The organism is Streptomyces sp. NPDC031426 (assembly GCF_055581585.1).
This window is the reverse complement of record NZ_JBVIJE010000009.1, coordinates 99,740-112,662: the sequence shown is the minus strand read 5'-3', so window position 1 is coordinate 112,662 and position 12,923 is coordinate 99,740. Positions and strand designations below refer to the sequence as shown.

General features: G+C 72.0%; 12 protein-coding genes. 5 read left to right on the top strand and 7 right to left on the bottom strand.

Annotated elements, in window-relative coordinates:
- Positions 1–36: 36 nt before the first annotated feature.
- The 4 genes from ACZ5NH_RS20395 to ACZ5NH_RS20380 form a co-directional block, all read right to left on the bottom strand.
- Entirely contained in the window at positions 37–867 is an 831-nt protein-coding gene (locus ACZ5NH_RS20395; protein WP_468777068.1) for an NAD(P)H-binding protein, read from the bottom strand.
- Positions 868–978: 111 nt separating this feature from the next.
- On the bottom strand, positions 979–3,492 hold the full coding sequence (gene pepN / locus ACZ5NH_RS20390; protein WP_468777067.1) for an aminopeptidase N: 2,514 nt from the start codon (positions 3,490–3,492) through the stop codon (positions 979–981).
- Between the two features lie 254 nt (positions 3,493–3,746).
- Entirely contained in the window at positions 3,747–4,094 is a 348-nt protein-coding gene (locus tag ACZ5NH_RS20385) for a chorismate mutase (RefSeq protein WP_388621315.1), read from the bottom strand.
- Positions 4,095–4,099: 5 nt separating this feature from the next.
- On the bottom strand, positions 4,100–5,017 hold the full coding sequence (locus ACZ5NH_RS20380; RefSeq protein ID WP_468777065.1) for a helix-turn-helix domain-containing protein: 918 nt from the start codon (positions 5,015–5,017) through the stop codon (positions 4,100–4,102).
- Positions 5,018–5,167: 150 nt separating this feature from the next.
- On the opposite strand from ACZ5NH_RS20380, the gene ACZ5NH_RS20375 reads away from it, so the two are divergent.
- Both ACZ5NH_RS20375 and ACZ5NH_RS20370 read left to right on the top strand, forming a co-directional pair.
- On the top strand, positions 5,168–6,925 hold the full coding sequence (locus tag ACZ5NH_RS20375; protein ID WP_468777063.1) for a glycoside hydrolase family 35 protein: 1,758 nt from the start codon (positions 5,168–5,170) through the stop codon (positions 6,923–6,925).
- Between the two features lie 58 nt (positions 6,926–6,983).
- Positions 6,984–7,865: a hypothetical protein gene (locus ACZ5NH_RS20370; RefSeq protein WP_468777061.1), complete on the top strand. Its 882-nt coding sequence runs from the start codon at positions 6,984–6,986 to the stop codon at positions 7,863–7,865.
- 232 nt (positions 7,866–8,097) lie between these two features.
- Here ACZ5NH_RS20370 and ACZ5NH_RS20365 read toward each other — a convergent pair whose 3' ends face one another.
- Entirely contained in the window at positions 8,098–9,537 is a 1,440-nt protein-coding gene (locus ACZ5NH_RS20365) for an MFS transporter (RefSeq protein WP_468777059.1), read from the bottom strand.
- Positions 9,538–9,676: 139 nt separating this feature from the next.
- Between ACZ5NH_RS20365 and ACZ5NH_RS20360 the strand changes: the two genes are divergently transcribed.
- Positions 9,677–10,159, top strand: coding sequence for a MarR family winged helix-turn-helix transcriptional regulator (locus ACZ5NH_RS20360; protein ID WP_468777057.1), 483 nt, complete (start codon positions 9,677–9,679; stop codon positions 10,157–10,159).
- Positions 10,160–10,171: 12 nt separating this feature from the next.
- On the opposite strand, the gene ACZ5NH_RS20355 is transcribed toward ACZ5NH_RS20360, so the two are convergent.
- Positions 10,172–10,783 (bottom strand): TetR/AcrR family transcriptional regulator, encoded by a 612-nt coding sequence (locus ACZ5NH_RS20355; protein ID WP_468777055.1) that lies wholly within the window; start codon positions 10,781–10,783, stop codon positions 10,172–10,174.
- A 23-nt stretch (positions 10,784–10,806) separates the two neighbouring features.
- A complete protein-coding gene (locus ACZ5NH_RS20350; protein WP_388621325.1) occupies positions 10,807–11,532 on the bottom strand; it encodes a vWA domain-containing protein in 726 nt (241 codons plus the stop codon).
- Positions 11,533–11,667: 135 nt separating this feature from the next.
- Here ACZ5NH_RS20350 and ACZ5NH_RS20345 point away from each other — a divergent pair, with 135 nt between their 5' ends.
- Together ACZ5NH_RS20345 and ACZ5NH_RS20340 are read left to right on the top strand one after the other, a co-directional pair.
- Entirely contained in the window at positions 11,668–12,534 is an 867-nt protein-coding gene (locus tag ACZ5NH_RS20345) for a rhomboid family intramembrane serine protease (RefSeq protein ID WP_388621327.1), read from the top strand.
- Between the two features lie 55 nt (positions 12,535–12,589).
- The gene (locus ACZ5NH_RS20340) at positions 12,590–12,835 is read left to right on the top strand and encodes a hypothetical protein (protein ID WP_468777053.1); all 246 of its coding nucleotides are present in this window, start codon (positions 12,590–12,592) and stop codon (positions 12,833–12,835) included.
- Positions 12,836–12,923: the final 88 nt, after the last annotated feature.

Sequence of the window (12,923 nt, the reverse complement as noted above, 5' to 3'; positions counted from 1 at the left end):
TCGGAACCCGAAAGTGGGTACGGCGGAAGAACGTGCTCAGGCCTTTCCGCCGAAGTCCTCCGCGTGGTCCCGCGCCCACTGGGCGAACGTGCGGGCCGGAACGCCGGTCAGCTTCTCCACCGTGTCGGTGATCTCCGGCGGTACGCCCACCGTCTCCTCGAAGGTCTGCAGGAGCCGTTCGAGCATGTGCGGCGGGACGTGCGGGAACAGCTCGGGGCCGGCCTCGCGGGGGTCGGTCTCCACGAAGGTCAGCTCCTTGCCGACGGCCGCGCCGATCGCCGCGACCTGTCCGGCGTTGGTGATCGCCGCGGGACCGGTCAGCCGGTGCACGGCGTTCTCGTGTCCGCCGTCGAGCAGCACCCGCTCGGCCACGGCCGCGATGTCGTCCTCGTGGATGGGTGCGGACAGCCCGTCCGCGAACAGGCCCCGGACGGTGTTCCCGGCGCGGATCTGCGGCACCCACTGCAGGGCGTTGGTGGCGAAGGCGTTGGGCCGCAGGAAGGTCCAGTCGAGCCCACTGGCGCGGATCTGCTGTTCCGCGGTGGCGTGCATGACGTGGATGGGGTGGGTCTCGTCGGCGCCCTCCTGGACGATGCCGCTGGAGAGCAGCACGACGTGCCGTACGCCGTGGGCGCGGGCGGCCTCGAGGAGGTCGGGCGTGCCCGCCTGTGCGTACAGGAAGAGGGCCGTCGCCCCGCCGAACAGGGCGGCAGGGTCGTCCGGCCGGAACCGGACCACCTCGGCGCCGGCGGGCAGGGCGGCCCGCTGCGGGTCGCGGGTGAGCGCCCGCACGGGCCGGCCCGCGGCGAGGAGACGGTCGACGAGGGCACGGCCGACATTGCCGGTTGCGCCGGTCACTACGATCACGGAAGGTTCCTCCGAAGGCTCGGCTGATCGTTCCTGACAGCTCGAGCCTAGGGGGACGATCCGGACCGCGGCATCGTCGGCGGGTACCAGCCGCGCCCTGCGCCGGCGGACCTACTCCGCCCGTGCCGCCTGCGCCTCCTCCGTCTGCGCGCCGCGCACCCGCAGGGCGCGGGCCAGGTCGTCGAGGCGGTCGGCGAGGGTGCGGCGCAGGGCGGGGGTGGGGTCGGCGTCGCGCAGACAGGCCTCGCCGAGGCGCACGTTCTCGGCGTCGACGGCGTGGGCGGGGAAGGCCCAGCGGCCGACCGCCTGCGCGATGGCCGGGCCCCGGCGGGCGCTGACGGCGACCGCGTCCGAGTAGAAGCGCGGCACGTACTGCCGTACCAGATCGGCCTGTTCGGGCTGCCAGAAGCCCTGGGCGGTGGCCGTGAAGAGGTAGTTGGACAGGTCGTCGCCGGCGAACATCGCCTCCCAGGCCGTCCGCTTTGCCTCGGGGTCGGGCAGGGCGGCACGGCAGCGGGCGGCGCCCTCCTGGCCGGTGGCGCTCGGGTCGCGCTCCAACTCGGCGGCGATGGCGGCCTCGTCGGTGGCGCCGAGCACGGCGAGCCGGCCGAGGATGCGCCAGCGCAGCTCGGGGTCGAGTTCCGGCCCGCCGGGCACCGTGCCGTCGGCGAGCCAGGCGGCGATGGTGTCGGGGTGGGCGGCCACGGAGATCAGGTGCCGTACCGCGATCAGGCGCAGGCCCGGGTGATCGCCGTCCTCGGTGCGCCGCAGCAGGTCGCGGCAGAGCGCGGTGAGGGTCGCGAGGGCGGCCGGACGGTCCTCGGGCCTGAGGTACTGGTCGGCGATCTGTCCGGAGGCGAAGGCGAGGACACCCTGGACCAGGGCGAGGTCGGTCTCCCTCGGGAGGTGGGCGCGGGCCGTCTCCAGGTAGGCGGCGGGCGCCAGTTCGCCGTCGCGTACGGCGTCCCTGAGGGCGTTCCAGACGACCGCGCGGGTGAGCGGGTCGGGCAGGCCCGACAGGCCGGCGCGGACCGTCTCGAAGGACTCGGTGTCGAAGCGGACCTTGGCGTAGGTGAGGTCGCCGTCGTTGAGCACGAGCAGCGCGGGGCGCTTGCCGATGGGCTGCGGGGCGGTCTGGGGGACGTCGAGGTCGAGGCGCTCGCGCAGCACCAGCCGGCCCTCGTCGGCGACGTCGTGGTCGTACAGGCCGGCGGTGAGGCGGTGCGGGCGGCTGCCCGTGCGGTCGACGGTCAGCGCACAGGTTCCGTCGGCGACGGCGACGACGGGGGTGAGCCGGTCCACGCCGGTGGTGCGCAGCCAGCTGTCGGCCCAGGCGGGCACGTCGCGCTCGGTGGCGGAGGCGAGGGAGTCGATGAAGTCGGCGAGGGTGGCGTTGCCGAAGCGGTGCCGGGCGAAGTGGGTGTTGATACCGGCGAGGAAGTCCTTCTCGCCGAGCCAGGCGGCGAGTTGGCGCAGCGCGGAGGCGCCCTTGGCGTAGGAGATGCCGTCGAAGTTGAGCAGCGCGGAGGCCGTGTCGTCGACCTTCTCGGGGGCGACCGGGTGGGTGGTGGGCCGCTGGTCGGCGTCGTAGCCCCAGGCCTTGCGGGTGACGCCGAACTCGGTCCAGGGGCCGGTGAAGCGGGTGGCCTCGGCGGTGGTCTGGTAGCCCATGTACTCGGCGAAGGACTCGTTCAGCCAGATGTCGTCCCACCACTTGAGGGTGACGAGGTCGCCGAACCACATGTGGGCCATCTCGTGGGCGATGACCATGGCGCGGGTCTCCCGCTCGGCGTCGGTGACGGCGGAGCGGTAGACGAAGTCGTCGCGGAAGGTGACCAGGCCCGGGTTCTCCATGGCGCCCGCGTTGAACTCGGGGACGAACGCCTGGTCGTAGGAGTCGAAGGGGTACGGCTCCTCGAACTTCTCGTGGTAGCGGTCGAAGCACGCGCGTGTGACGTCGAGGATCTCCTCGGCGTCGGCCTCCAGGTGGGGCGCGAGGGAGCGGCGGCAGTGGATGCCGAAGGGCAGTCCGCGGTGCTCGGTGCGCACCGAGTGCCAGGGGCCGGCGGCTACGGCGACGAGGTAGGTGGAGATCAGCGGGGTGGGCGCGGCCTGCCAGACGCCGTCGGCGCGCTGTTCGGTGATGCCGTTGGCGAGCACGGTCCAGCCCTCGGGCGCCCTCACGCAGACCTCGAAGACGGCCTTGAGGTCGGGCTGGTCGAAGGCGGCGAAGACGCGCTGGACGTCGTCCATGAACATCTGGGTGTAGACGTACGTCTCGCCGTCGCTGGGGTCGGTGAAGCGGTGCATGCCCTCGCCGGTGCGGGAGTAGCGCATGGCCGCGTCGACGCGCAGCTCGTGCTCCCCGGCGGACAGGTTCTTCAGCGCCAGCCGGCCGTCGTCGAGCGACTCGGGGTCGAGGGGGTCCCCGTCGAGCGTGACGGCGCGCAACTCGGCGGGCTTCAGCTCCACGAACGTGTCCCCGGCGGACCGCGCGGTGAACCGGATCACAGTGCGGGAGTCGAAGGTCTCGTCCCCGGTCGTGAGGTCCAGTTCGACCGTGTAGCGGTGGACGTCGAGGAGCTGTGCTCGGAGCTGCGCTTCATCGCGCGTGAGTACGGACATGCAGGCCATGCTGCCTGATCGCGCTGACAGCGCACAGGGGGTGGGCGGGTTCACGACATATGTCCGGCTCACCACCCCGCGCCCCGGCTGCCCTGCCTGCCCCCTCGCCCTCCCGCCACCGACTCCCCCTGGCCGGGCTGGGCTGGTCTCCGCGCACTCCAGACCATTCCTGTCCACTCCGGGCTCGTTCCTGACCGCCCGTGCCGCCAGCGGGCCCCGACCCTCCGCGCCCGCCGACCGGTCCCCGTCCGGGGTCAGTCGTCCGTCTGCTGTCCGTTGGCGGTGTCCTCGGCGATGCGCTCGTGGTGGCGGATCACCTCCGCGATGATGAAGTTCAGGAACTTCTCGGCGAAGGCCGGGTCGAGCTTGGCGTTCTCGGCGAGGCGGCGCAGTCGCGCGATCTGGCGGGCCTCGCGGGCCGGGTCCGCGGGCGGCAGTTGGTGCACGGCCTTGAGCCGGCCGACCTGCTGGGTGGCCTTGAACCGCTCGGCGAGCAGGTGTACGACGGCCGCGTCGATGTTGTCGATACTGTCGCGCAGCCGCTCCAGTTCCTGGCGGACCCCGGGGTCCACGTCACCGGTTCCGGTGTTGCTGGTGGTCATGCAGGTCACCCTATGGGTTCCCCGGGCCGGCCCTCCGGGCTGTCCGGAGAGTGGATCATAGGCGGATCGTCCGGTTCCGGTACGCGGTCGCTCCAGCCGCCGGGCACACTGCGGCCCTGCTGGGCGCGGAAGCGGACCGGAGCGAGGCCCACCCGGCGGGTGAACAGCCGCGAGAAGTACGCGGGGTCCTCGTAGCCGACGCGGCGCGCGACGGCGGCGACCGGCAGTTCGGTGGCGGCGAGGAGTTCCTTGGCACGGCCGAGGCGGATGCCGAGCACGTAGTCCTTGGGGCTGCAGCCCGCGGCCCGGCGAACGGCACTGCGCAGCTCGGCGGCGGTCATGCCGTGCACGCGCGCGTGGTCGGCGACGCTCATCGGCGTGCAGGCGTCCCGCGCGAGTGCCTGGAGCACCTGGTCGCCGTCCGGGGCGAGGTCGGCGCGGGCGCGGCGCAGGGCGACGAGGAGTTCGTGCACGGCGGCGCCGGTCTCCACCTCCAGCAGCGGGTTGCCGCGGCGGGCGGCGCGGGCGATGCGGGCGACCACCGCCCGGGGCCCGGCGGCGTCGGAGAGCGGTACGACGGGCCGCTCGGGTTCGATGTAGCCCAGCTCGGTGTACGTCGTGGTGGCGGGCCCGGCGAAGTCGACGAAGCCCTCGTCCCAGCCGGTGTCCGGATCGGGCGCGTAGTGGTGGGTCACGCCGGGGGTGAGCCAGAGCAGCGCGGGCGCGATGACGGTCGTACGGCGGCCGTCGGCGCCCCGGTACCAGCCACGGCCCGCGCTGATCACGACGGCCACGTGGTGATCGAGGGCGCGCGGGCCGACCGTGGGCAGCGCGCCGTGCTGGAGGCCCACGCCGAGGCAGACCAGACCGAGGCGGTGATGAGCGGGGCCGGGGCTGAAGAACCGCATCCAAGTCCGGTACATCGGTGCTCCTCCCGGGCGTGCTGAGATGCGGAGTTCTGTCCAAACGATTCGTCCAGACGATTGGCCAGACGACTCGGCCAGACGATTTGTCCAAGCAGCGCCGATCTTCGTCCATGGCGCCGGCCGCCGGAAGAGATGAGGCTTGGGCGCATGAGCGAGTTCACGGTGGGGGAATCCGACTTCCTGCTGGACGGGCGGCCGGTGCGACTGCTGTCCGGGGCGCTGCACTACTTCCGGGTGCACGAGGGTCACTGGCGGCACCGGCTGGCGATGCTCCGGGCGATGGGCCTTAACTGCGTGGAGACGTACGTTCCCTGGAACCTGCACCGGCCGGCCCCGGGCGGCTACCGGGACGTGCAGGCGCTCGGCCGCTTCCTGGACGCGGTCCGGGAGGCCGGGATGTGGGCGATCGTCCGGCCGGGCCCCTACATCTGCGCCGAGTGGGAGAACGGCGGACTGCCGCCCTGGGTGACGGGCGAGCCGGGCACGCACGTGCGCACGCGTGACGAGCGATATCTGTCCCACGTGGAGCACTGGTTCCACCATGTGACGCACGAGATCGCGCCCCGGCAGATCGACCGCGGCGGCCCGGTGATCCTGGTGCAGGTGGAGAACGAGTACGGCAGTTACGGCAGTGACACCGGCTATCTGGAGGCGCTGGCCGGTCTGCTGCGCGCCAGGGGGATCACGGTGCCGCTGTTCACCTCCGACGGCCCCGAGGACCACATGCTGACCGGCGGTTCGCTGCCCGGGGTGCTCGCCACGGTGAATTTCGGCTCCCACGCGCGCGTGGCCTTCGAGACGCTGCGCCGCCACCGCCCCGAGGGCCCGCTGATGTGCATGGAGTTCTGGTGCGGCTGGTTCGACCACTGGGCCGGCGAGCATGTCGTACGGGACCCGGAGCAGGCCGCCGGGGCGCTGCGGGAGATCCTGGAGTGCGGGGCGTCGGTGAACCTCTACATGGCGCACGGCGGCACGAGTTTCGGTGGCTGGGCGGGTGCCAACCGGGGCGGCGGCGAACTGCACGAGGGCCCGCTGGAGCCGGACGTGACCTCCTACGACTACGACGCCCCCGTGGACGAGTACGGCCGCCCCACCGAGAAGTTCTGGCGCTTCCGCGAGGTGCTGGCAACGCACCACTTTGGGCCACTGCCCGAACTACCGCCGATGCCCGCCCCGTTGGGCCGCCCGGCGGAGGTGACGCTGGACGCCTGGGCGCCCCTGGCCGACGTCCTGGAGGCGCTGGGCGGCGCGGAGAGGGTCGCCCCCCTGCCGCCCACCTTCGAGGAACTGCACGTCACCCGGGGCCTGGTGCGCTACGAGGTGGACGTGCCCGGCCCCCGGCAGCCGTACCCGCTGACGCTGCGCGGGCTGCGGGACCTCGCGGTGGTGTACGTCGACGGCGAGCGGGCCGGGGTGCTCACCGAGGAGGAGCCACGACTGAAGGAGCCCGTCGCGGGCCCCGCGCGCGTGGAGCTGTGGGTGGAGTCCCTCGGGCGGGTGAACTACGGGCCGCGGTTCGGGGAGGCGAAGGGGATCACCGGCGGGATCCTGCACGAACGGCAGTTCCTGCACGGGGTACGCGCGCGTGGGCTGGATCTGTGCGCGTTCGAGGACGGTGTGGACGCGGTGCGGTTCGGCGCGCTGCCGGATGAGGGCGCACCGGGGCTGTACCGGGGCACCGTCACGGTCCACGGGGCCGGGGACGCCCGGCTGGAGCTGCCCGGCCGGACCCGCGGGTTCGTCTGGATCAACGGCTTCAACCTGGGCCGCTACTGGTCGGTGGGCCCCCAGCGGTCCCTGTACGTCCCCGGACCGGTGCTGCGGGAGGGCGAGAACGCGGTCTGGGTCCTGGAACTGCAGGACACGGACCCGGACCGCCCGGCACCCCGTCTCCTGCCCGTGTGACCAGCGGCCCGTCCCGCCTACAGTGGAGAGGGGTTCCGGCGTCTTTGGGGGTGCGGACGTGGCGAACGGCGGACCGGTCCAGCACGGCTACCCGCACCTGGAGACGGTGCGGGCCGCCATCACCGCGCTGTACAGGCGCCTGTCCTACGACACCGTCCAGACCTTCTCGACCAGCGTGCTCCCCGCCGACGTGGCCTTCTGCGACACCGACGACCTGCATCTGGGCGCGCAGCGGGTGGCCCGCGAGATCGTGCGGCACTTCCGGCTGCCGGATGCGCGGCTGATCGTCGGCTTCCGGGAGATGACCCACGCGGCGAACGTCGAACTGGCGGCGGGCCCCGAGTACTTCGTGGAGCTGAACGACCGTTTCCGCACCCATCGCCGGGACATCGGCGCGGCGCTCGCGCACGAGGTGGCGCACGTGTATCTGCATCGCCTGGACCTCTCCTTCCCCGCGACGCCGCAGAACGAGATCCTGACGGACACGGTGACGACGTATCTCGGTGCGGGCTGGCTGCTGCTGGACGCCTTCCGGGAGGACGCGGTCTCCTCGCAGAAGCTCGGCTATCTCACCCCGGAGGAGTTCGGTTACGTCCTGGCCAAGCGGGCGCTGCTCTTCCAGGAGGACCCGTCGGTGTGGTTCACCAGCCCGCAGGCCTACGACGCGTACGTCAAGGGCATGGCCCTGGCCCGCCGGGACGAACAGCAACCGCCGCTGACCGGGGCCGGCTGGGCGGGGCGGCGCCGCTATGCCCACGACCGCCGCCACGCCTTCGTCGTCCAGCCGACGGCCCCCTACGCCTTCTCCCCCGACCCCGCCGGCCACCTCCGTGTGACCTTCCCCTGCCCGACCTGCCACCAGCGGATCCGGATGCCGGTGAAGGGGCGGGTACGGGCGCGGTGCGGTTTGTGCCGGACGGTACTGGAGTGCGACACGTAACTTCACGGCACCACTGGGGGCTCCCGTCCCCAGACCCCCGGCCTCGCCCACCCACCACCTGACTCGGTCGGCCGAGAGGCTCAGGACCCGACTCGGTCGGCCGAGAGGCTCGGCGCAAGGCGCGGTCAGCGGGGGCCCGATGCCCTCGACCTCGCCTTCCAGCCGACCGGGTCGGGTGATCGGGTGGGCAAGCGGGGGTCTGGGGACGGGAGCCCCCAGGTGGCCCGGTGTGTCAGCCGAGGTTCTCGGCCGCCGCTCGTCGAGGAAGCGCCGCGCACAACCCACCGCACACCACGAACGCCCCCACGACCCACGGCATCGCGTCCCCCAACGCCCCGGTCATCCCCCTCCCGACGGCGCCGAAGAACACCGTGCCGACCACGGCGGCCCCCACCGCTCCCCCGAACTGCTGAGCCGTCGAGAAGATCCCGGACGCCCCGCCGGCCAGATCCCCCGGCACCGCCGACAGCACCACGTTCACCAGCGGCACCACCAGGAACCCGAGCCCGGCACCGGCGACGACCAGCCCCGGCACCAGCGGCCACGCCCCCGCATGCACGGCCGGCGCGCCGTCGACCACGGACCACACCCAGCCGAAGCCGCCCGCCATCAGCAGCGCCCCGGTGCCGAGCACCAGCCGCCCGTACCGTACGGCAAGCCCGTCCGCGGCGGGCGCGCTGAGGAAACCGCCGACCGAGAAGGCCACCGTCACCAGCCCGGCCTGCATCGGCGTGTACCGCTCACCGGCCTGCAGCCAGACCGCGAAGACCAGGAAGAAGCCCTGCATGCCGATGGAGAACAGCAGCTGGACGAGCACGCCCACGGAGAACACGGGGAGCCGGAAGGCGCGGGCGGGCAGCAGGGGCACCGTTCCGGGGCGGTGCCGCCGGGCCTCGTACACCCCGAGTCCCACGACCGCCGCCGCCCCTGACCCGAGGCACAACCAGCCCCACAGCGGCCAGCCGTTCTCCCGGCCCTGGACCAGGGGCAGCACGATCGCGACCAGGCCGCCGGCCAGCAACAGGCTGCCCAGGACGTCCGGCCGGCCCGCCGACCGCTCGCGGGTGGCCGGGACCAGCAGCAGCCCGGCGACGAAGGTCGCCACGGCCACCGGCACGTTCACCAGGAACACCGAGCGCCAGCCCCAGCCGAACAGATCGGCGTCCGTGAGCACCCCGCCGAGCAGCAGCCCGACGGCGGAGGCGAACCCGGCGACGGCGCCGTACATCCCGAAGGCGGCCCCGCGCTCCTTGCCCTGGAAGAGGGTGCGGAACGAGCCGATCACCTGCGGCACCAGCACGGCGGCGAGCACGCCCTGCACCGCGCGTGCCGCGATCAGCTGTCCCGGCGACTGAGCGATCCCGCAGGCGAGACTGGCCAGTCCGAAGCCGGCCGTACCGGCGAGGAAGAGCGGGCGGCGGCCGATTCGGTCGCCGAGGTGGCCGGAGACGATCAGGGCGGCGGCGAAGCCCAGCAGGTAGGCGGAGACCGTCCACTGCAGGTCGCTCGGCGAGGCGTGCAGATCGCGGCTGATCGACGGCACGGCCACGTTGACGATCGTGGTGTCCAGCAGATCCATGAGCGCCGCGATCATCATCACGACGGCCGCGGCCCAGCGTCGCGGATGGGGTTGCGCCGTGGTGGCGGCGGGGTCGGTGAGCGTTGCGGACATGGAGGACTCCTCAGCTCCTCGGCAGCGGATGTCGAACGGCCGAATTTATTTCGTTCGGCCTAACGAAAGAGTTGCACCGACACCACCCCCTCCGCAAGTCGTTAGTTCGACCGAACGAAATTCTTGTTAGCCTGGGGGCATGGCCAAGGCAGACGAGAAGCGGGACGAGGCGGCGCGGTCCGAGACGCTGGCGCAGCTCATGGAGGTGGGCCGGGTCCACAGCGGGGTCACGGTGATGTTCCACTCGGCCGTCGCCGCCAAGCAGGGGCTGAACGCGACGGAGGAGAAGACCCTGGACCTCCTCCAGCGGCACGGCCCGCTCACCGCGAAGGACCTCGCCGAGCTGACCGGACTCGCCCCCGCCTCGGTCACCGGACTGATAGACCGGCTGGAGGCCAAGGGCTTCGTCCACCGGGTCAAGCACCCGACGGACAAGCGCCGGGTGCTGGTCGAGCTGAACCAGGAGAAGATCGCCGAACTCGCCGGGTTCTTCGAGGACTGGGCACGGGACGTCGTCGAGGCCTGCGAGGAGTTCAGCACGGACGAGCTGCGGACCGTCATCCGCTTCCTGTCCGTCATGAGCGAGCGCCAGCGCACCGCCGCGGCCCGCCTGACCGGCTGAGCGTGCGGCGCGCTATGCGCGTACGGCGATCCCGTCCAGCACCATCGACAGATACTGGCGGGCGATCTCCTCGGGGCCGTGCCCGCCGCCGGGCCGGTACCAGGAGGCGGCCACCCAGACGGTGTCGCGCACGAAGCGGTAGGTGAGGCGGACGTCGAGGTCGGCGCGGAAGACATGCTCGGCGACCCCGCGTTCCAGCGTGCCGAGCCATGCCTTCTCGAACCGGGCCTGCGACTCGGCGAGGAACGCGAACCGTTCCTGGGCGACGAGTTGCCTGCTCTCCTTCTGGTAGATCGCTACGGCGGCGCGGTGCCGGTCGATCTCCCGGAAGGACTCGGTGACGAGCGCCTCCAGCGTCTCGCGGGGCCCGAGCCCGGAGCCGAGGACGGTGTCGTAGCCGTTCCACAGCTCGTCGAGGAAGGTCCGCAGGATCTCCTCCAGCATCGACTCCTTGGAGTCGAAGTGGTAGTACAGGCTGCCCGCGAGCATCCCGGCGTGGTCGGCGATCCGGCGGACGGTGGTGGCGTTGTAGCCGTGCTCGGCGAAGACCTCGGCGGCGATGCCGAGGAGTTCACCGCGCCGGGCTGCCGCGGCGGTCACCGGGGGCTTCTTCTTGGTCGGCACGCACCGATTCTTTCAAACAGTCGTTAGGGAAACCGGACGATGCCCGCGGCGCGTGCGGCCGCCAGCCACCGCGGGAACTCGCCGACGAGCCGGTCGTACAGTTCGGCGTCCGAGACCCGCCGCGGGTCCTGGCCGGCGTGGAAGAAGCCGGCGTTGTCCACGATCCGCTTGTCCGGTACGGCCAGCTCGTCCAGCTTCCGCAGGAACTCGAACTGCCGGCTGCCCGGGTCGCCGAAGCCGACGAACTGCCAGAACAGCGGGAGCCCCGCCGCCTTGCACAGATAGCGTTCGGCGGCGAGCTTGTTGATCGGGCCGCCGTCGGTCTGGAAGACGACCAGGGCCGGGTCGGTGGCTCCGCTGTCCAGGTAGTGGTCGATGACGGCGTCCATCGCCAGGTGGTAGCTGGTCCTGCCCATGTGCCCGAGCCCGGCCACGATCCGCTCGACGCTGCCCTCGTGGTCGTCGAGGGCGATGTCGGTGATCGCGTCGACGTCCGTGGAGAAGAACACGACCGGCACCCGGCCGTCGTCGTCCAGGTGCGCGGACAGGCCCAGCACCCGGTCGGCGAGAGTCTGCACACTGCCGTCCGCGTAGTACGGCTTCATCGAGCCGGAGTAGTCGACCACCAAGTAGACGGCGGCGCGCAGCCCGTCCAGGCCGTGCTTGGTGAGCGACACCCCGGCGGACCGGTAGGCGCCGACGAGCGCGGGCGCGGTCTCCTCCACCTTGCGCAGACTGATCGCGGCCATGGTCCCCCTCGGATTTCCGGGAAGCATATGTGATCACTGAGCCCTGTTGTCGCTCCCGTCACACCAGTTCGCTATTTTGTTCGCCGCCGTCCCCACCGGCTCGCCCTGTCCCGATCTTCCTCCAAGGAGCCGGCCGTGACCGCCGAGTCCGCCGTCACCACCTGCTTTCGTCACCCCAAGGTGGAGTCCCACGTCCGCTGCACCCGCTGCGACCGCTATATCTGCCCGGACTGCATGCGCGAGGCGGCCGTCGGCCACCAGTGCGTGGAGTGCGTGAAGGAGGGCGCGCGGTCGGTCCGGCAGGCGCGCACGGCATTCGGCGGCCGGATCAGCACGGTACCGCTGGTGACCTATGTCCTCATCGGGCTCAATGTGCTCGCCTACCTCGCCGAGTTGGCACGGCCGTCCATCGAGGACCGCTTCGCCATGCTCGGCACCGTGCCCGCGGGCTATCTCCCGGAGGGCGTCGCGCACGGCGAGTGGTACCGGCTGCTGACCGGCGCCTTCCTGCATCTGACGCCCGGCGAGGGCACGTTCGGCATCACGCACATCCTGTTCAACATGCTCGCGCTGTGGAACATCGGCCGGGTGGTCGAGGCACAGCTGGGCCGGGTCCGCTATCTCGCGCTGTATCTGCTGTCGGCGCTGGGCGGCTCGGTGCTGGTGCTGCTGCTCGCCCCCACGTCCTTCACCGTCGGCGCGTCCGGCGCGATCTTCGGCCTGGGCGCGGCGTACTACGTGATGGGCCGTCGCCTCGGCTACGACATGCGGGCGGTCAACCAGTACATGGGCGGGCTGCTGGCCTGGCTGGTGATCTCCGCCTGGCTGACCTCCTGGCAGGCCCACCTCGGCGGCCTGCTCGCGGGCGGAGCGGTGACGCTGGCCTACGCGTACGCGCCCCGGGACGGCCGGCGCACCCTGGTCCAGGCGGGCGTGTGCGTGGCCCTGCTGGCGCTGCTGCTGGTGCTCACCTGGATGAAGGTGACCTCCCTGACGGCCTGAGCGCGCGCGGGAAAACCAGGTGTCCGGCCACCGAACCGACCGTACGCCTCCGGCCATGCCCGAGCCCCCGTGGTTCGTCATCGAACCGGAGGACGACGAAGAGTTCGAGTTCACCGACTACGACCGGACGATCAGCCAGCTGTACCGCAAGGATCTGGTGCCGCCGGGGCAGGCGGAGGAGCTGATCGCGGCCGGGCATGTGCACGGCCGTGGCTGGATCCAGACCGTCGGCCTGCCACGCCCACGCTGTACCAGCACATCCGCGGCGATCTGGGCAAGGCCGCTCTGCCGCCCGGGGTGAGGGCCGTCACCGAGCGCGGGCCCCTTACGGGCGTCTGGTACGAGTAGGCACGGCCCGCGGAAAAGCAACGACGCCTGCCCAGGCGTCC

Excerpts from the sequence above, each read along its gene's own strand:
- pepN (WP_468777067.1), bottom strand. The coding sequence starts at position 3,492 with ATGTCCGTACTCACGCGCGATGAAGCGCAGCTCCGAGCACAGCTCCTC.
- ACZ5NH_RS20385 (WP_388621315.1), bottom strand. The coding sequence starts at position 4,094 with ATGACCACCAGCAACACCGGAACCGGTGACGTGGACCCCGGGGTCCGC.
- ACZ5NH_RS20380 (WP_468777065.1), bottom strand. The coding sequence starts at position 5,017 with ATGTACCGGACTTGGATGCGGTTCTTCAGCCCCGGCCCCGCTCATCAC.
- ACZ5NH_RS20375 (WP_468777063.1), top strand. The coding sequence starts at position 5,168 with ATGAGCGAGTTCACGGTGGGGGAATCCGACTTCCTGCTGGACGGGCGG.
- ACZ5NH_RS20365 (WP_468777059.1), bottom strand. The coding sequence starts at position 9,537 with ATGTCCGCAACGCTCACCGACCCCGCCGCCACCACGGCGCAACCCCAT.
- ACZ5NH_RS20360 (WP_468777057.1), top strand. The coding sequence starts at position 9,677 with ATGGCCAAGGCAGACGAGAAGCGGGACGAGGCGGCGCGGTCCGAGACG.
- ACZ5NH_RS20350 (WP_388621325.1), bottom strand. The coding sequence starts at position 11,532 with ATGGCCGCGATCAGTCTGCGCAAGGTGGAGGAGACCGCGCCCGCGCTC.
- ACZ5NH_RS20340 (WP_468777053.1), top strand. The coding sequence starts at position 12,590 with ATGCCCGAGCCCCCGTGGTTCGTCATCGAACCGGAGGACGACGAAGAG.